Genomic DNA, 17,446 nt, shown 5'->3' on the forward strand with positions numbered 1-17,446 from the left:
TGAATGGCAGAATTTTGGGCGAGAGCAAGCCACCATGTGAAATTTTGCGCAGATTCATCACCGATCGGCGCCGCCGCAGCCCGAAAACGTCATCGCGGGTATAGCGAACCGCGTTTCCCGGAGCCAGTACCGACCATTCCTACCCGCAATCGGGCGCGTCGGCCTTCACAGAGGCGTCTGCAGATCGATGAAGGTCGCGGCCGGCACGACCGACGCCATCTCTTCGACGAAGTCGCCGGCGAAGACCTCTCGCTCCGCCACTTCGAGGAATCGGGCATCGCTCATGTCGTAGAAGGCATGGAGCACCGCATCGACGTCGCTCGGGTAGAACGGCTTCTTCAGGAAGAATTCCACGCCGATGTGCGAGGCGGCGCGTCGCACCCCCTCGTCGGACTGGCCCGACATCAACACCACATGGGTGTCGGCGCGGCTGTAGAGGATCTCGCCGGCCGCCTCAAGCCCGTCGATGCCGGGCATGTTCAGGTCGATGAAGGCGACGTCGTAGACCTGACCGCGGAACGCCGCGATCGCCGCTCCGCCGGTCGCCGCCTCTTCGACGGTGAGATTGAACCGGCTCTTCTCGATGATCTTGCGCACCAGCGTCCGAACGGTGGCGCTGTCGTCGACCACCAGCACCCGCCGCGAGCGCGACATCTGCATCACCCGCAACAGCACCGCGGCGACCTTCTGCGGATCGAAGGGCTTCGGCAACACGTCGTAGGTGCCGCGCGCCTCCAGCTTGCTCAGGGTCGAGTCCGACAGGTCGGAGGAGATCGAGACGATGATCGGCGGCTTGCGCCCGCACATGATCGCGTCGAGCTTGTCGAGAAAGGCGATGCCGCTGACCTTGGGCATGTTGAGATCGAGGAACACCACTTCGGGAATGAACTTCGACAGGAAGCGCGCCGCCTCGAGGGCGCCTTCCGCCTCGAACACCTGACAATCGCGAATGATGTTGGCGATGGCGACTCGGAGGTGATTACGTACCGTAACCGAGTCGTCGACGATCAGAGCACTCAAGACCGGCATGGTTGTTCCTACGACGCGAGGGCGGTCGAGACCGACAATTCGCGAACAACTATAAAATTCCGTTGATTTCTGCCGGCACACGCGCGACGTCGCGCCAACATCGCGCCTCGGCGCTCGCCGCGACGGTTCACCGTCCGCGCTCGCCGCCATGTTCGGCCGATCGATCCTCGGCTATACCGATCGCGGACCGCGGCGGCGGTCGCAACGGAGGGGAGACGGCGAGTGGCCGAGAGACAGGTGGCGGTGGTGATCGTCGCGGCGGGGACCGGAACGCGGGCCGGCGAGGTCGGCGAAGCGCCCAAGCAGTACCGCCGGCTGGCCGGACGCAGTCTGCTCGCCCATACGCTCGACGTGTTCCTCGCCCATCCGGCGATCGACCGCATCGTCACCGTCATCCATCCCGACCACGGCGATCTCTATGCCGCGGCGATCGCCGACCTCGCCGCCGCCGCGCGCCTGGGGCCGGCGGTCACCGGCGGCGCCAGTCGCCAGATCTCGGTCGCCCGCGGGCTCGAGGCGCTGGCCGCCGATCCGCCCGATCTGGTGCTGGTCCACGACGCCGCCCGCCCCTTCGTCACCGCCGCGGTGATCGACCGGGCGATCGCCGCGCTCGCCGAAGTCGAGGGTGCGCTGGTCGCCGTCCCGGTGGTCGACACCCTGAAACACGCCGACGCGGCGGGCCACATCCTCGCCACGCGCCCTCGCAACGACCTCCATGCCGCCCAGACCCCCCAGGGCTTCCGCTATCCCGCCCTGCTCGCCGCCCATCGCCGCGCCGCAGCGGAAGGCCAGGACGCCTTTACCGACGACGCCGCGGTCGCCGAATGGGCGGGGCTGGCGGTGCGGGTGGTCACCGGCGACCCGGCCAACGTCAAGGTCACCACGGCCGAGGACCTGATCGAGGCCGAGCGCCGCCTCGATCGCGACCGCTTCGCCCGCGCCGCCGACGTCCGGGTCGGCACCGGCTACGACGTCCACGCCCTGGTGCCGGGCGACTTCGTCACCCTGTGCGGGGTGCGGATCGACCATGACGCCCGCCTCGACGGCCATTCCGACGCCGACGTGGCGCTGCACGCCCTGACCGACGCGATTCTCGGGGCGCTCGGCGACGGCGACATCGGCGCCCATTTCCCGCCCTCCGAGATGCGTTGGCGTGGCTGCGATTCGGCGGTGTTCCTGGCGGATGCGCTGGCGCGGATGGCGGCGCGCGGCGGGTTCCTGGCCCATGCCGACGTCACACTGATCGCCGAGGCGCCGAAGATCGGGCCGCACCGCGAGGCGATGCGCACCCGCCTCGCGCAGCTGTGCGGCGTCGCCCTCGACCGGGTGGCGGTCAAGGCCACCACCAACGAGAAACTCGGATTCGTCGGCCGTCGCGAGGGTATCGCGGCGATCGCCACCGCCACCGTCCGTCTGCCGCTGCCCTGAAGGAGCCCGAAGTGCAGGATCTCTCCCCCCTCGAAGCCCGTGCTGCCGCGACGCTGGCCGCCGCCCGCGCCCGCGGCCTCAAGCTCGCCACCGCCGAGAGCTGCACCGGCGGCCTGGTCGCCGGCCTCTTGACGGCGATCGCCGGGTCCTCGGACGTGTTCGAGCGCGGCTTCGTCACCTATTCCAACGACGCCAAGGCCGAGATGCTGGGGGTCGATGTGGCGCTGCTGGCCCGGCGCGGCGCCGTCGATCCGCAGGTCGCGGTCGAGATGGCGGCCGGCGCGCTGGCGCATTCCAAGGCGCAGGTCGCGGTGGCGATCACCGGCATCGCCGGCCCCGGCGGCGGCTCGGCCAAGAAGCCGGTCGGCCTCGTGCATTTCGCGGTGGCCCGCGGCGATCGGGTCGAGCCGGTCGAATGCCGCTTCGGCGATCTCGGGCGCGACGCGGTGCGCCACGCCTCGATCGTCCAGGCGCTCGATCTGCTCGACGCGGCGATCGCCTGGGGCTGAGTCCGCGGGTCGGGTCAGACGGCCTTGGCGATGCGGTCGAAGGCCTGGAGACGGGCGAGCAGCGCCGGCATCTCGGCGAGCGGCACCATGTTGGGCCCGTCGGACGGCGCGCGGTCGGGATCCTCGTGCGTCTCGATGAACAGGCCGGCGACGCCGACCGCCACCGCGGCGCGAGCCAGCACCGCCACGAAGCGCCGTTCGCCGCCCGACGAGGTGCCCTGCCCGCCCGGCTGCTGCACCGAATGGGTGGCGTCGAAGATCACCGGCGCGCCGGTCTCGGCCATGATCGGCAGCGCCCGGAAGTCGGAGACCAGGGTGTTGTAGCCGAAGCTGGCGCCGCGCTCGGTCAAGAGCACGTTGGGATTGCCGGCGTCGACCAGCTTGGCGACGACGTTCTTCATGTCCCAGGGCGCCAGGAACTGGCCCTTCTTGACGTTGACCACCCGGCCGGTCGCGGCGGCCGCGAGCAGCAGGTCGGTCTGGCGGCACAGGAAGGCCGGGATCTGCAGCACGTCGACCGCTTCGGCGACCGGCGCGCACTGATGGGCGTCGTGGACGTCGGTCAGCACCGGGATCCCGAGGCTTTCGCGGATCTCGGCGAACACCGGCAGGGCCGCGTCGAGACCGAGGCCGCGCGCCGCGCTCGCCGAGGTGCGGTTGGCCTTGTCGAACGAGGTCTTGAACACCAGTCCGATGCCGAGGGTCTCGGTGATCTCCTTCAGCGCCGCGGCCATCTCCAGGGCGTGGGCGCGGCTCTCCATCTGGCAGGGGCCGGCGATCAGCGCGAAGGGCAGATGGTTGGCGAAGCGGACCGAACCGATCCGGACTTCCGTGGCGGGGGTCATCGAAGCTCCTGAGGCGGTCGGGGAGACGCAGGCTCGAACGCCACCGCGACCCCGGCGACATCGGCGACGACGAAACTCTCGGCCCGGTCGAGGACCGGGAAGCCGCCGGCAATCAGTTGCGCCGCCGCCTCGCCGAAATCGGCGACGGCGAAACGCAGACCGGCGAGCGACAGCCCGCGCGGCTCGATCGGCAGGCTGTCGGCGCCATGGCGCCAACGGAAGGCGGCCGGCGTCAACACCTCGAGGGTGCCGCGCGGCAGATCGAGGGCCAGCCCGAAGCTCGAGGCGCGCAGGGCGCGCAACCCCGCGAAGGCCTCGAGATCGATGTGGTAATCGGCCGGATCGGGCGCCACCGCGACGATCGCCGAAAGCCCCACCGCGGTGTTGGGATGGCGCGGCGGCACCGCGTCCCAGAAGTCGTCCGGCACCCGATGGCGGCAGGTGAAGAACCCGGCGTCGCAGGACTCGCCGATCCGGCTGCCGCGCAGGGTCGCGAAGGTCAGATCGAAGCCGACGGTCCGCTCGCTGCCGTCCTCGGCGACTGCCTGACGCTCGAAACCGAAGGGTGCGGCGAGCCCGAGCCCGGCGGCTGCGAAGGCGGCACGATCGGCGTCGGGATCGTCGGAGGCGAGCGCCAGCATCGCCAGCCCTTCACCCCGGCGCGCCAGCCGGTCGGCGACGAAACCGCCGAAGGAGAAGGCGCCGGATTCTGTCGGCGGGATCCGGCCGGGCTCGGCGATCGCCAGAAGCTCGACGAACGAATGATCGAAGCGGATCGTTCGGTTGATCGTGCCCCAGGGATGGACGCCGATCTCGGTGGTGCGGAAGCCGAGCCGGTGCCAGGCGTCGGAGAGCCGGTCGAGGGCGTGGCCGACAACCACGACGTGGTCGACGCCGCGGCCCGCCGGGGGACCGCCGGCGATGGCGCGGACGAGCGTCGGGATCGGGGTCACGGCAGGTCCTCGCGGGTCGCGCTCGGGACGGGGAACGGGCGGGTCAGATCGCCATCGCCGCGGCGTCGACGATGCCGCCGGCGATCGAGGCGCTGGCGAGCAGGATGCCCGAAGAGATTTCGCCGCGCTCGATCCGCGCAGAGACGTCGCGCAGCAGCATCAGTCGGAAGAACCAATAGACCCCGACCTGCACCACGATCGCCACCACGCCCCACACCAGATAGACCAGGAGGGTCGCGGCGTGCTGGGCGGCGACCGCCAGCGGCAGGGTGTAGCCGATCATGCTGCCGGCGAAGGCGATCGCCGCGGCGCGATTGTCGGCGCGGATCAGCGCCAACTCGTCGTGCGGCGTGGCGACCGTGTAGACCGCGACGTAGAGGGCGATCAGCCCCAGGGCCAGCCCGACATAGACCACGAAGGGTCCGAGGCCGGCGAGGCTTTCGGTGAGCGGTTGCAGATCCATGGTCGCGGGCCCTTCGGTCTCGGGGGCGCTCGACGTCACACCAGCCGGCTCTGCTCCTTCGCCGCAGCGATGAAGGAGGTGAACAGCGGATGCGGCTCGAACGGCCGGCTCTTCAGTTCCGGATGGTACTGGACGCCGATGAACCACGGATGATCGGCGATTTCCACGGTTTCCGGCAAGATGCCGTCCGGCGACATGCCCGAGATGTGCAGGCCCGCCGCCTCGAGGGCGTCGCGATAGGCGATGTTGACCTCGTAGCGATGGCGATGGCGCTCGGAGATCACCGTCGAGCCGTAGATCTCGGCGATCTTGGAGCCGGCCTCGAGCCGCGCCTCGTAGGCGCCGAGCCGCATGGTGCCACCGAGGTCGCCGCCCTCTTCGCGGGTGTGCAACTCGTTGCCCTTGACCCATTCGGTCAGCAGGCCGACCACCGGCGCCTCGCAGGGGCCGAACTCGGTCGAATTGGCGTCGGCGATGCCGGCGAGATTGCGGGCCGCCTCGATCACCGCCATCTGCATCCCGAAACAGATGCCGAAATAGGGGATCTTCTTGCGCCGGGCATGGCTCGCCGCGAGGATCTTGCCCTCGGTGCCGCGCTTGCCGAAGCCGCCGGGTACCAGGATGCCGTGGACGTGTTCGAGATAGGGGGTCGGATCCTCCTTCTCGAAGACCTCCGACTCCAGCCAGTCGATGTTGACCTTGACCCGGTTGGCGATGCCACCGTGGGTCAGCGCCTCGGTCAGCGACTTGTAGGCGTCCTTCATCTCCGTGTACTTGCCGACCACCGCGATGGTCACCTGACCTTCCGGATTGTGGATCCGGTCGGAGATGCCACGCCAGCGCGACACGTCGGGCTCGCGCACCCCGCCGATGCCGAAGGCCGCCAGCACTTCGTCGTCGAGCCCCTGCTCGTGATAGGCGATCGGCACGTCGTAGATCGACGGGACGTCGAGGGCCTGGATCACCGCCGAGGGGCGGACATTGCAGAACAGCGACAGCTTGCGACGTTCGGTCTCGGGGATCGAGCGGTCGGCGCGCACCAGGAGGATGTCGGGCTGGATGCCGATTGAGCGCAGTTCCTTGACCGAATGCTGGGTCGGCTTGGTCTTCAACTCGCCGGCCGACGGGATGTAGGGCATCAGGGTCAGATGGACGTAGACCGCGTGATCGCGCGGCAACTCGTTGCCGAGCTGGCGGATCGCCTCGAAGAACGGCAGGCCCTCGATGTCGCCGACCGTACCGCCGACCTCGATCAGGACGAAGTCGTAGTCCTCGTTGCCGGCGACCACGAATTCCTTGATCGCGTCGGTGACGTGGGGAATCACCTGGACGGTGCCGCCGAGGTAGTCGCCGCGGCGCTCCTTGGCCAGGATGTCCTGGTAGATCTTGCCGGTGGTGATGTTGTCCTGCTTGGTCGCCGGTCGCCCGGTGAACCGCTCGTAGTGGCCGAGATCGAGATCGGTCTCGGCGCCGTCGTCGGTGACGAAGCATTCGCCGTGTTGATACGGCGACATCGTCCCGGGATCGACGTTGAGATACGGGTCGAGCTTGCGCAGCCGGACCTTGTACCCACGTGCCTGAAGGAGCGCTCCGAGGGCCGCCGACGCAAGCCCCTTGCCGAGCGAGGACACCACACCGCCGGTGATGAATACGTACCGCGCCATGGGATTCGACCATTAGCTCATCGACGCCCGATTCGCGAGAGCGCGAACGGCGTACGTCGATATCATCCACGGGGGTCGGTGCCGATCGCAATCCGACCTGTTCACGAACGAAAGCGGGACCGGGGGGGCATCGTCGGCCCGACCGGTCCCGGATCGATGCGCGGGCCCCGTCACCGGAGCCCGGCGGTCACTGACCGGCGGGCTTGGGAGCCGGAGCCGACTGGCCGCTCTTCTGCATCTGCTGGAGCTGGTCGAGGATGCCGGCCGGGCTCGCCGGTGCCGCCGGAGCACTCGGGGCCGCCGGCTGCGACGCGGCCGGGACCGCCCGGTCGAGAATCGACGAGGGCCGCTCGCCGGTGCGCCCGGCGAGGACCGCCAGCACCAGCGACGTGGCGAAGAACCCGGCGCCGAGGATGGCGGTGGTGCGGGTCAGCACGTTGGCGGTACCGCGCGACGACATGAAGCCGCCGCCGCCGATGCCGAGCGCCCCGCCCTCCGACTTCTGGAGGAGCACGACCCCGACCAGAGCCAGCACCAACATCAGATGAATCACGATGATGACGGTTTCCATCGATCCCAACCGGCTTTCTCGAAGACTGCGGCATCCGTCCGCTGACGGGGTCCGAGCCATGAATCACGCGCCGCGAGCGGGTAGACCCGCACGACGTTCGGAGGGGGTCTTACACGATCCCCGCCGCCGACGCCAGAGCGACGAGCGTCGCGATGATCGTTCGTAAACACCCCCTCACATATCGGTGATCACCCCGTCATTGTTTCCATATGTCGAACGATGCGTCGCTCCGACGGTGGCTCGTGCGAACCGGTCGCAGAGGGCAAGATCCGCTCACCCCAAACCGCGACCCGCCGACGCGCCGGTCGCCCCGATCCGAGGACGAGATCCGATGACGCTCACCGAAACGCTCAACCCCCAGGCTCCCAAGGCCCTCGCCGCCCTGCGCATCGTCACCGCGCTGGTGTTCCTGGCCCACGGCACCGCCAAGTTCTTCGCCTTCCCGCATGTCGCGATGTTCGACGGCATGCCGGTGTTCTCGCTCTACGGCCTCGCCGGCGTGCTCGAGTTGGCCGGCGGTCTGCTGCTGCTGGTCGGCCTGTTCACCCGCCCGACCGCCTTCGTGCTGGCCGGCTTCATGGCCGTCGCCTACTTCATGGCCCACGCACCGAAGAGCTTCTTCCCGATCATCAACGGCGGCGACAGCGCCATCCAGTTCTGTTTCGTGTTCCTCTATCTGGTGTTCGCCGGCGCCGGCGCCTGGTCGCTCGACGCCAAGCGCGGCGCCTGATCGGAGCCGACACCGGTCCTCGGCCCTTCCCCGCGATCGGGCTCCGGCTCGGTCGCGGCGGGTGGAACGAGGCCCCAGAAACGACGAAGGCGGCAGGCTCCTCGGAGCCGCCGCCTGTCTCGTCTGCACACTCGTTGATCGAGTGGTTCTCCTCGGGCGTCCTCAAGGGAAACCCGTTTCCTCCGCGGGCGCTTTCGACGGAGCGCCTTCTGCCGGAACCCGCCGATGCGACCCGTGGGCGGCGCATCGGTGTGTAGCATTTCTGCTGCGCAACGCATCTAGACCCGTCCGGATCCGAAGGCGATGCGCAAATCGCCGCACCGTCAGCGATAGGCCGCGGCGATCGCCAGGAAGTCGGTCGCCTTGAGGCTGGCGCCGCCGACCAGGGCGCCATTGACGTTCTTCACCGACAGCAGTTCCTTGGCGTTCGACGGCTTGACCGAGCCGCCGTAGAGGATCCGCACGCTTTCGCCGACCGGCCCGTAGAGGGCGACGAGCTTGGCGCGGATGAAGCCGTGGACTTCGGCGACGTCGGCCGCCGTCGGTACCAGCCCGGTGCCGATCGCCCAGACCGGCTCATAGGCGACGACCAGCGACTCGGCGGTCGCGCTCGCGGGCATCGAGCCGTCGACCTGGGTGCCGACCACATAGAGGGCGCGGCCCGACTTGCGCTCGGCTTCGGTCTCACCGACGCAGACGATCGCCACCAGTCCGGCGCGCTGCGCCGCTTCCGCCTTGGCGCGGACGATCTCGTCGGTCTCGCCGTGATCGGTGCGGCGCTCCGAATGGCCGACGATCACCATCGTCGCGCCGGCGTCCTTGAGCTGCTCGGCGGCGATGTCGCCGGTATGGGCGCCGGAGACCTTGGCGTGGCAGTCCTGACCGCCGATGGCGATCGGGCCGGAGCGCGGCGCAAAGGCGGCGATCAACACGGCCGGCGGGCAGATCGCCAGATCGACCACGGCGCGGCTGGCGGCATCATGGCCGGCGATCATGGCATCGAGCTCGGCGACCGAGGCGGCGACGCCGTTCATCTTCCAGTTGCCTGCGACGAGGGGCTTCATCTCGGGTCTCCACGCGGTTTGTTGCGAGGCGCGCCCGGCCCGACGGACCGGCGACGCCGCGCCGATCGGTAGCACTTCGCTCGAACATCCCGCAACCATCGCGCTGGTGCCCGGCCGTCCGGCCGGAACACTACGGATCGGTCCGCCGCCCGGGCGCCGCCCCGCCCGCCGCCCGCCACAGCGCCCGCATGTGCTCGGCGAGATCCTCGGGCTCGAGCCCGTAGCTGTCGACCAGAGAGCGGCGATCGAGGGTCGGATCGCGCGGCAGGCCGGGAATCCGGCGGGCGTCCTCGGCCGGCGCCAGTTCGATCAGCACCGATCCGCCGGACCAGGCCTCGCCGGCGTCGATCGACAGCACCGCGTTCCAGGGAATGGTGTGGGCGAACACCAGCCACGCCCGGATCCGGAAGCCCGCGGCGTCGAGCCGCAGCGTGTTGGCACCGGGCAGGATCAGGGCGAGACAGCCGAGCACCATCGCCCAACAGATTGCCAGGGCGATCACGCCGGTCAGCCCCGGTTCGAGGGCGTGCAGCACCCCACCCGCCACCGCGGCGCCCAAGGCCAAGCCGAGGAGCGGTATCCGCCGCATGTCGCGCGCCGCCAGGGTGACCGGAACGAGAAGCGTAGGATCGGTCGGCGGCATGCGGGCACTCCGGAGGCGAGCCGCAGCGCGCCCGCACCGGAGGGCGACTCGGCGCGCTCATCATGTCTCCCGCCCGCCCTCTGCGGCAACCGGTTGCGCGGGATGTCTTTCGACGGAGAATCGGTCGCCGCGGCGCTCCGCGAGCTTCGATACCGGAGGTCCCGATGCCGCCTTGCCTCGCGCCCGCTCCGTTCCTATGATCCGCGCCGCTCGCGCCGGGGCCCTCTCCGGCTGCCCGAACCCGCATCCGATCGGTCCCACGCCCCCATGCTCGACGTTCTGCGCCGCGGCGCCTCCACCTGGGTTTCCAAAGTTCTCCTGTCGGTGCTGATCGTCAGCTTCGGCGTCTGGGGTATCGCCGACGTGTTCCGCGGCTTCGGCTCGAACACCGCCTTCCGGGTCGGGTCGCACGAGATCGGCGTCGCCGAACTCGATCAGACCTACGCCCGCGAGTTGCAGCAGGCGTCGAGCCGGCTCGGCCGCAACCTGACCAAGGACGAGGCGCTGCGCACCGGCGTATCGCAACAGATCCTGTCGAAGATCGTCACCGACGTGACGCTGTCGGAAGCGGTACGCAGCCTGCACCTCGGCATTTCCGATTCGACCATCGGCGCGCAGATCCTGATGGACCCCGCCTTCAAGGGCGCCTCGGGCGCCTTCGATCGCAGCCGCTTCGTCGAGCTCTTGCGCTCCAACGGCTGGAACGAGGACATCTACGTCACCCGTCGCCGCGCCGATGCGCTGCGCAGCCAGCTGCTCGACGGCGTCTCCGGCGGCTTCACCGCGCCGAAGGTGTGGGCCGAGGCGATCGACCGCTACCGCAACGAGACCCGCACCCTGCGCTACGTGACCGTCTCGCCGGCGAGCCTCGGCGCTCTGCCGACGCCGTCGGAGAGCGATCTCGCGACGTTCTATGAACAGCGCAAGGCCGCCTTCCGGGCGCCGGAGACCCGCGGACTGATCGCCCTGGTGCTCGACGCCGCGGCGATCGCCAATCCCGCCGACGTCACCGACGACGACGCCCGCGCCGAATATGCCCGCCAGAAGGCCAAGTTCACCACGCCCGAGAAGCGTCGGGTGCTGCAACTGAGCTTCGACGACGCGGCGGCGGCCACGGCTGCCGCCGCCCGTCTCGCCGCCGGAACGCCCTTCGAGGATCTGGTCGCCGAGCGCGGCGCCAAGGTCGAGGACGTCGATCTCGGCCTGCTGGCCCGCACCGGCTTCGTCGATACGACGATCGGCGACGCCGCCTTCGCCATCCCCGAGGTCGGCGGCACCGTCGGCCCGGTCGCCGGCCGCATCGCCACCGTCATCCTCAAGCTCGCCGAGAAGGTGCCCGGCACCGAGAAGGCCTATGCGGATGTCGCGAACGAGTTGAAGACCGAGATCGCCCGTCGTCGCGCCGAAGGCGAGGTGCTGTCGCGCCACGACCAGATCGAAGACGCGCTGGCCGGCGGCGCCAAATTGTCCGAGGTCGCGACCCGCTTCGGCCTCAACCCGGTGGTCATCGACGCGGTCACCCGCGACGGCACCCTGTCCTCCGGCGTCAAGCTGACCGGCCTGCCGCAGCAGGCGAAGCTCCTGACCGGCGCCTTCGAGAGCGACGTCGGCGTCGAGAACGACACCCTCGATCTCGGCGGCCACGGCTTCCTGTGGTACGCGGTGACCGCGGTGGCGCCGGCCCACGACCGGCCGCTGGCCGAGGTCCACGATCGTGTCGTCGCCGCCTGGACCGCCGAAGCCGACGCCAAACGCCTCGATGCCGCCGCCGCCGCCTTCGTCGCCCGCCTGAAGGCCGGCGAGGAATTCGACAAGGTCGCCGCCGACACCAAGCTGGAGCCCAAGACGTCGAGCGAGATCAAGCGCGACGAGCCCGCCGACGACCTGTCGACCGCCGCCGTCTCGGCCGCCTTCGCCGGCGGCGAGGGCCATGTCGCGATCGCCCCGGCCAAGGACGAGGGCCGCATCGTCCTGCAGGTCGCCTCGATCACCGAACCGGTGTTCTTCGCCGAGACCGACGACGCCAAGGCGCTCGCCGCCCAGACCTCGAACGCGATCCAGAACACCCTGCTGGAGAGCTGGCTGGTGCGGGTTCAGAAGGAGATCGGCGTCAGTTCCAACCAGCAGGTGATCGCGCGCGTCATCGGCCGTTCCAAGGACTGAGGCCCGTCATGCGTGTCGAACCGTCGCCGGAAGCCTTCGCCCCGCTCTACGACGCCGGGCGCTCGACCGTGGTGTGGACCACCCTGGTCGCCGATCTCGAGACCCCGGTCTCGGCCTATCTCAAGGTCGCCGCCGGGCGTGATCCGAGCATCCTGCTCGAATCGGTCGAGGGCGGCTCGACCCGCGGCCGCTATTCGATGATCGCTCTCGATCCCGATCTGGTGTTCCGCGCCCGCGGCGAGGCCGGCGAGATCAACCGCCGCTTCGCCGTCGACCGCACCGCATTCGAGCCGGTCGAAGGCCGTTCGCTCGACGTGCTGCGCAGCCTCGTCCACGACAACGAGTTCGAGATGCCGCCGGGCCTGCCGCCGATGTCGGCCGGCATGTTCGGCTATCTCGGCTACGACATGGTCCGCCAGATGGAGGCGATCGGCGCCCCCAATCCCGATCCGATCGGCCTGCCCGACGCGATCCTGGTGCGGCCGCGCACCGTGCTGATCTTCGACGCGGTCAAGGACGAGATCTGGATCGTCACCCGGGTTCACCCGGAGGCCGGGGTTTCGGCACCCCATGCGCACGCCCGCGCCGTCGATCGGCTGACCGCGGTGGTCGACGCCCTCGACCGGCCGCTCGCCCGCGGCGCCTACGAGATCGGCGATCTGTCGCTCGACATGGCCGCGACCTCCAACACCACGCCGGCCCAATATGCCGCGATGGTCGATCGCGCCAAGGACTACATCCGCGCCGGCGACATCTTCCAGGTGGTGCTGTCGCAGCGCTTCGAGGCGCCCTTCCCGCTGCCGCCCTTCGCCCTCTACCGGGCGCTGCGGCGGGTCAATCCGGCGCCGTTCCTCTACTTCCTCGACTTCGGCGACTTCGCGGTCGCCGGTTCCAGCCCGGAGATCCTGGTACGGGTGCGCGACGGCGAGGTCACCATCCGGCCGATCGCCGGCACGCGGCCCCGCGGCGCGACGCCGGTCGAGGACGAGCGCAACGCCGCCGACCTGCTCGCCGACCCGAAGGAATGCGCCGAGCACCTGATGCTGCTCGACCTCGGCCGCAACGACGTCGGCCGCGTCGCTTCGATCGGCTCGGTACGGGTCACCGACAAATTCTTCGTCGAGTACTACAGCCACGTCATGCACATCGTCTCGAACGTCGTCGGGCGCCTCGCCCCCGGCCGCGACGCCCTCGACGCGCTGGCCGCCGGTTTCCCGGCCGGCACCGTGTCGGGCGCCCCCAAGGTGCGGGCGATGGAGATCATCGACGAGCTCGAGGCCGAGAAACGCGGCCTCTATGCCGGCTGCGTCGGCTATTTCTCCGCCGACGGCGCGATGGACACCTGCATCGCGCTGCGCACCGCGGTGGTGCGCGACGGACGCATGTATGTCCAGGCCGGCGCCGGCATCGTCGCCGACAGCGTCCCGGCCTCCGAGCAGGTCGAATGCGTCAACAAGGCCAAGGCGCTGTTCCGCGCGGCCGAAGAGGCGGTGCGTTTCGCCGCGACGGTCGGCGACGGGCAGTGACCGCCCGCCGCCGGGGCGAGCGCGGCATATCGTCCGAAACGTTCGGGATCGTCGCGAATTGATGGAAATACCCCGGCGTTTCGCCGGTCGAATTAGGACTCTCTTGGTCTCTGGGCGTCAGACTCCGCGCCTGTGAGTCGGGAGGATCGGTCGGAAGACCGGTCCACCGCCCCGATCGGCACCCGGAGAGCCCCTCTATGACGGACCCGTTGCGCACCCGTCTCGCGCGCTTCGCCGCCGATCGAAGCGGCAACGTCGCGATGATGTTCGCCCTGGCGCTGGTGCCGCTGATCTTCGCCGTCGGCCTGGCGATCGATTATTCGGTGGCGGTGCGCAACCGCACCGAATTGCAGAGCGCCGTCGACGGCGCGGCGCTGGCCGCCTCGCGCGCCGCGGTCGACTACCTGTCCGACAACGGCTTCTCCGCCGCCAATGCCGCGACCGCCTCGACCCTCGGCGTCAACGCCGGCACCGCGCTGTTCAACGCCTCGGTCGCCGGCCTCAAGCTCGCCGCCGCGCCGGTTCTGACGCTGACCATGAGCATCCCCTCGGCCCAGAGCATCGGCGCCACCGCCTCGGCCACCGCTTCGGCCCCGACCTCGCTGCTGGCCGCGGTCGGCAAGACCTCGATCGATCTCGCGGCGGATGCCAGTGCCGTCGCCGCGCTGCCGGTGTCCTATTATCAGTTCCTGTTCCTGGTCGACATTTCCGGCTCGATGGCGATCGGCGGAACGTCGGCGGACATCGCGACGCTGCAGGCCAGTTCGGCCTTCGGTTATTGTGGCTTCGCCTGCCACGACCCCAATCACTACTACGGATCGACCGATTATCGCGTTCTCGCCAAAACCAAGAACATCAAGCTGAAGATCGACTACGTCACGACCGCGGTACAGACCTTTCTGACGACGCTCAATACCGCCCTGACCAAGGCCAATGCGCAGTCGAAGACGGCGATCTACACTTACGCGACGAATTTCACGACGCTGCAGGCGAGCACTTCGAGCATGTCGACGGCGATCTCCAGCGCCGCCAACATCGACGTCGAGCCGGTCGGCACCTCCTCGTCGAACTGGGGTTACACCAAGACCGCCAGTGCGCTCACCTCGATCAAGAACCTGCTCGCCAACGTCGGCGACGGCACCTCGACGACCAGCCGCAAGACCTATGTGATCTTCATCACCGATGCCCTCGAGGACCTGCCGGCGCCCGGCACCACCTACGGCCGCTCCACCGATCTCGCCTATGGCACCAACTGCACCACCTTGAAGAACGCCGGCGTGACCCTGATCACCGTCGAGGCGACCTATCCGGTGGTTCCCAACGACGCCCAGTACACCCAGATCGTCGCGCCTTGGGCGTCCTCGATGCAGCCGACCATGAAGGCCTGCGCGACCAGCGCGCAATGGGCCTTCTCGGCCACCGACGGCCCCGGCATCCAGGCGGCGATGAACACCGCCGTGGTCCAGATCACCAGCACCCTGCGCATCAGCAACTGAGTGCCCGCTCATCGCGCCGCGCCGGCCCCCTTCGCCGCGCAAGCGGCTTCGGTGCGGGCGGCGAGGTCGGACATGCCTTCGGACGCGAGCCAGATCGCGAGGGGAACGCGGTCGTCCGAGCCCGACCGGCGACGAACCGGCGTGCAGGGATCGAGCCCGCGATCGAGCAGCAGAGTGACGAAGCCGGGCTGATCGCGACAGTCGTCCGAGCAGAGCAGATCGAGCACGCCGCTGTCGTATCCGTCTCGCGCGTTCGGATCGGCACCGTGATCGAGCAGAACGGCGAGCAGGGCCGGTTTGCCCTGACGGGCGACCATGACGATCGGGAGCTGTCTCGATGCGTCGCGGCGGTTCGGATCGCCACCGGCGTCGAGGATGACGGCGAGCTTTTCGGGCGACGTGTACATCGCGGGATAGTCCAGAGCCACGGTCAGCGGCGTATAGCCTTGGATCGACGCATTGGGATCGAAGCCCCACCCGCGCATCCAGCGCATCAGCCCGGCGCCGCCCTCGAGCGCGAGCGCAGAAACGTAGCGGTCTTCGGGTGTGCCGATCGCGAGCAGATCCGCCACCCAGACGACGGCGAGCTCCGTGCGTTGCGGCCAACGTTCGTGGAGTTCGTCGTAGACGATCACCCCGGCGACGAAGACGGCGAACAACGCCACGGCTGAGGCGAGCCCGACGCCGGCGATCTTCAGGAGGCGGCGACCGAGAGGCCGGGTCATGGGATGTGCGCTCCGTGGTCGTGACGGATCGGCTGCTGTAGTCCTCGTCGGCGCCCCACTCATCGCACGGTCTCCCCGACCCCCTTCGCCGCGCAAGCGGCTTCGGCGCGGGCGGCGAGGTCGGGAAGGTCGAGGTCGGTGAGACGGAAGTGCAAGGGTCGGGTTCCATCAGGCCCGCGAAGGCCGGTACACGGATCGAACCCACGGTCCAGAAGCAGCGGCCAGATCATCCCGCGATCGGGTCCGAATGCCGTTTCACCCAGAAGATCCAACAGGCCTTCGCCTCCGGAATTGCGTGCATTGGGATTTGCCCCTGCCGCGAGGAGGATCCGCACGAGATCGGGTCGCTTGCACGCTGCGGCGACGAGCACGATCGGGCCGGCGGTCCCGACGCCTCGTTCCAGGTCGATACCACTCGACGCCAGCGCTTCGAAGGGGCGGACCGGGGGCGTACAGCCCCCTCCGAGGATCACGAGGGCGTAGTCGATCGGCCGATATCGGCGTGCGGGTGGATTGGGATCGAAGCCGCGCCAACGCGCCCATCGAACGAAGACGTCGCCCCACTCGTTTTCCGCGGCCACGAACAGGAGATCTTCGCGGTTCTCCAGTGCGAAGGCGTCCTCGAAGGAGAGAGAGGACAGTTGGAACGACCGGAACGCGTGATCGTGCCAATAATCGAGCGCGAGCGCCACGCCGAAGGGCAGCGAGCCGAGAACCACCAAAACGGCGAGCAATCTCGCAATGCGCTTCATGGGGTCGGTCCCCCGCGGTAGTGATCGGAGCGCAACGCGGCGATCGAGGGCGTCGTGGGGTGGTAGGGGGCGGCGGAACGGGGAACCATGGCGGAGGTCTCGCGAACGATGAGAGTGTATCATCGTCGCACGCGTTTTGCGCGAGAGGATTATATTCCTATCGTCCCCGACGGATGTGGGGCGCCCCCTCCCCGCGTGACAAAGCCGCCTCGCCTCGTTATCTGTGACGTCACGTCCGGCACGGAGGTCCGCCCGCCTTGTTCCTGGTCATCGACAACTACGACAGCTTCACCTGGAACCTCGTCCATCTGATCGGGGAACTCGGTCCCGAGCTCGAGGTCGTGCGCAACGACAAGATCACCGTCGACGAGATCGCCCGCCGCGATCCCGAGGGCATCGTGCTGTCGCCCGGGCCCCGCACCCCGACCGAGGCCGGGGTGTGCCTCGAGGTGATCACCCGCCTCGGCGCCGAGGTGCCGATCTTCGGCGTCTGCCTCGGCCATCAGGCGATCGGGCAGGCCTACGGCGGCCGGGTGATCCGCGCCCCTTCGCTGATGCACGGCAAGACCAGCACCATCCGTCACGACGGCCGGGGGCTGTTCCGTGGCCTCAATCACGATTTCCGGGCGACCCGCTATCATTCGCTGATCGTCGCCCGCGACGACCTGCCGCCGTCGCTGATCCCGGTCGCGAGTTCCGACGACGGGCTGATCATGGGCATGATGCACGCCGAACACCCGGTGCACGGCGTGCAGTTCCATCCCGAATCGATCGCCTCGGAATGCGGCGCCGACCTGATGCGCAACTTCCTCGCCATCGCCCGCGACTTCAACGACCACCGGCGCGGGCGGCGCGCGGCGTGAACCCGCGGCGGATCGGCCGCGA

17 protein-coding genes are annotated in these 17,446 nt (G+C 69.2%); 7 read left to right on the forward strand and 10 right to left on the reverse strand.

Annotated features, from left to right (window positions below; all coding sequences use genetic code 11):
* Positions 1-165: 165 nt before the first annotated feature.
* Positions 166-1,029 (reverse strand): response regulator, encoded by an 864-nt coding sequence (locus EYW49_RS12830; protein ID WP_165498235.1) that lies wholly within the window; start codon positions 1,027-1,029, stop codon positions 166-168.
* Positions 1,030-1,251: 222 nt separating this feature from the next.
* On the opposite strand from EYW49_RS12830, the gene EYW49_RS12835 reads away from it, so the two are divergent.
* Together EYW49_RS12835 and EYW49_RS12840 are read left to right on the forward strand one after the other, a co-directional pair.
* Positions 1,252-2,457 carry a bifunctional 2-C-methyl-D-erythritol 4-phosphate cytidylyltransferase/2-C-methyl-D-erythritol 2,4-cyclodiphosphate synthase gene (locus EYW49_RS12835; RefSeq protein ID WP_131309978.1) on the forward strand — a complete coding sequence of 402 codons (1,206 nt, stop codon included), beginning with the start codon at positions 1,252-1,254 and terminating at the stop codon, positions 2,455-2,457.
* 11 nt (positions 2,458-2,468) lie between these two features.
* Positions 2,469-2,966, forward strand: a complete 498-nt coding sequence (locus EYW49_RS12840; RefSeq protein ID WP_131309979.1) for a CinA family protein — start codon at positions 2,469-2,471, stop codon at positions 2,964-2,966.
* A gap of 14 nt (positions 2,967-2,980) precedes the next feature.
* Here the strand turns inward: EYW49_RS12840 and kdsA are convergent, their stop codons facing one another.
* From kdsA to secG, 5 genes are all read right to left on the reverse strand, one after another.
* Complete coding sequence (kdsA, locus tag EYW49_RS12845; protein WP_131309980.1) at positions 2,981-3,811, reverse strand: 3-deoxy-8-phosphooctulonate synthase; 831 nt, start codon at positions 3,809-3,811, stop codon at positions 2,981-2,983.
* Entirely contained in the window at positions 3,808-4,764 is a 957-nt protein-coding gene (locus tag EYW49_RS12850) for a VOC family protein (protein WP_165498236.1), read from the reverse strand. Before EYW49_RS12850 ends, kdsA begins: the two co-directional genes overlap by 4 nt.
* 43 nt (positions 4,765-4,807) lie before the next feature.
* Positions 4,808-5,227, reverse strand: a complete 420-nt coding sequence (locus EYW49_RS12855) for a DUF350 domain-containing protein (protein ID WP_131309982.1) — start codon at positions 5,225-5,227, stop codon at positions 4,808-4,810.
* A gap of 35 nt (positions 5,228-5,262) precedes the next feature.
* The gene (locus EYW49_RS12860; protein WP_131309983.1) at positions 5,263-6,891 is read right to left on the reverse strand and encodes a CTP synthase; all 1,629 of its coding nucleotides are present in this window, start codon (positions 6,889-6,891) and stop codon (positions 5,263-5,265) included.
* 187 nt (positions 6,892-7,078) lie between these two features.
* Positions 7,079-7,462 (reverse strand): preprotein translocase subunit SecG, encoded by a 384-nt coding sequence (gene secG / locus EYW49_RS12865; RefSeq protein ID WP_131310012.1) that lies wholly within the window; start codon positions 7,460-7,462, stop codon positions 7,079-7,081.
* Positions 7,463-7,793: 331 nt separating this feature from the next.
* On the opposite strand from secG, the gene EYW49_RS12870 reads away from it, so the two are divergent.
* Positions 7,794-8,192, forward strand: coding sequence for a DoxX family protein (locus EYW49_RS12870; RefSeq protein WP_131309984.1), 399 nt, complete (start codon positions 7,794-7,796; stop codon positions 8,190-8,192).
* 323 nt (positions 8,193-8,515) lie between these two features.
* Here EYW49_RS12870 and tpiA read toward each other — a convergent pair whose 3' ends face one another.
* Positions 8,516-9,256, reverse strand: coding sequence for a triose-phosphate isomerase (gene tpiA, locus EYW49_RS12875; protein ID WP_131309985.1), 741 nt, complete (start codon positions 9,254-9,256; stop codon positions 8,516-8,518).
* 130 nt (positions 9,257-9,386) lie between these two features.
* Positions 9,387-9,899, reverse strand: a complete 513-nt coding sequence (locus tag EYW49_RS12880) for a hypothetical protein (protein WP_131309986.1) — start codon at positions 9,897-9,899, stop codon at positions 9,387-9,389.
* Positions 9,900-10,166: 267 nt separating this feature from the next.
* On the opposite strand from EYW49_RS12880, the gene EYW49_RS12885 reads away from it, so the two are divergent.
* The 3 genes from EYW49_RS12885 (at position 10,167) to EYW49_RS12895 (ending at position 15,084) form a co-directional block, all read left to right on the forward strand.
* Entirely contained in the window at positions 10,167-12,062 is a 1,896-nt protein-coding gene (locus EYW49_RS12885) for a peptidylprolyl isomerase (RefSeq protein ID WP_165498237.1), read from the forward strand.
* Positions 12,063-12,070: 8 nt separating this feature from the next.
* Complete coding sequence (trpE, locus tag EYW49_RS12890; RefSeq protein WP_131309988.1) at positions 12,071-13,588, forward strand: anthranilate synthase component I; 1,518 nt, start codon at positions 12,071-12,073, stop codon at positions 13,586-13,588.
* A 197-nt stretch (positions 13,589-13,785) separates the two neighbouring features.
* A complete protein-coding gene (locus EYW49_RS12895) occupies positions 13,786-15,084 on the forward strand; it encodes a TadE/TadG family type IV pilus assembly protein (RefSeq protein ID WP_131309989.1) in 1,299 nt (432 codons plus the stop codon).
* A gap of 8 nt (positions 15,085-15,092) precedes the next feature.
* On the opposite strand, the gene EYW49_RS12900 is transcribed toward EYW49_RS12895, so the two are convergent.
* Together EYW49_RS12900 and EYW49_RS12905 are read right to left on the reverse strand one after the other, a co-directional pair.
* On the reverse strand, positions 15,093-15,809 hold the full coding sequence (locus EYW49_RS12900) for an ankyrin repeat domain-containing protein (RefSeq protein WP_131309990.1): 717 nt from the start codon (positions 15,807-15,809) through the stop codon (positions 15,093-15,095).
* Between the two features lie 59 nt (positions 15,810-15,868).
* Positions 15,869-16,561, reverse strand: a complete 693-nt coding sequence (locus EYW49_RS12905; protein WP_131309991.1) for an ankyrin repeat domain-containing protein — start codon at positions 16,559-16,561, stop codon at positions 15,869-15,871.
* 257 nt (positions 16,562-16,818) lie between these two features.
* On the opposite strand from EYW49_RS12905, the gene EYW49_RS12910 reads away from it, so the two are divergent.
* Positions 16,819-17,424 (forward strand): anthranilate synthase component II, encoded by a 606-nt coding sequence (locus EYW49_RS12910; protein ID WP_131309992.1) that lies wholly within the window; start codon positions 16,819-16,821, stop codon positions 17,422-17,424.
* Positions 17,425-17,446: the final 22 nt, after the last annotated feature.

The sequence above is a fragment of the Siculibacillus lacustris genome (genome assembly GCF_004328075.1).
Taxonomy (GTDB): Bacteria; Pseudomonadota; Alphaproteobacteria; order Rhizobiales; family Ancalomicrobiaceae; genus Siculibacillus; species Siculibacillus lacustris.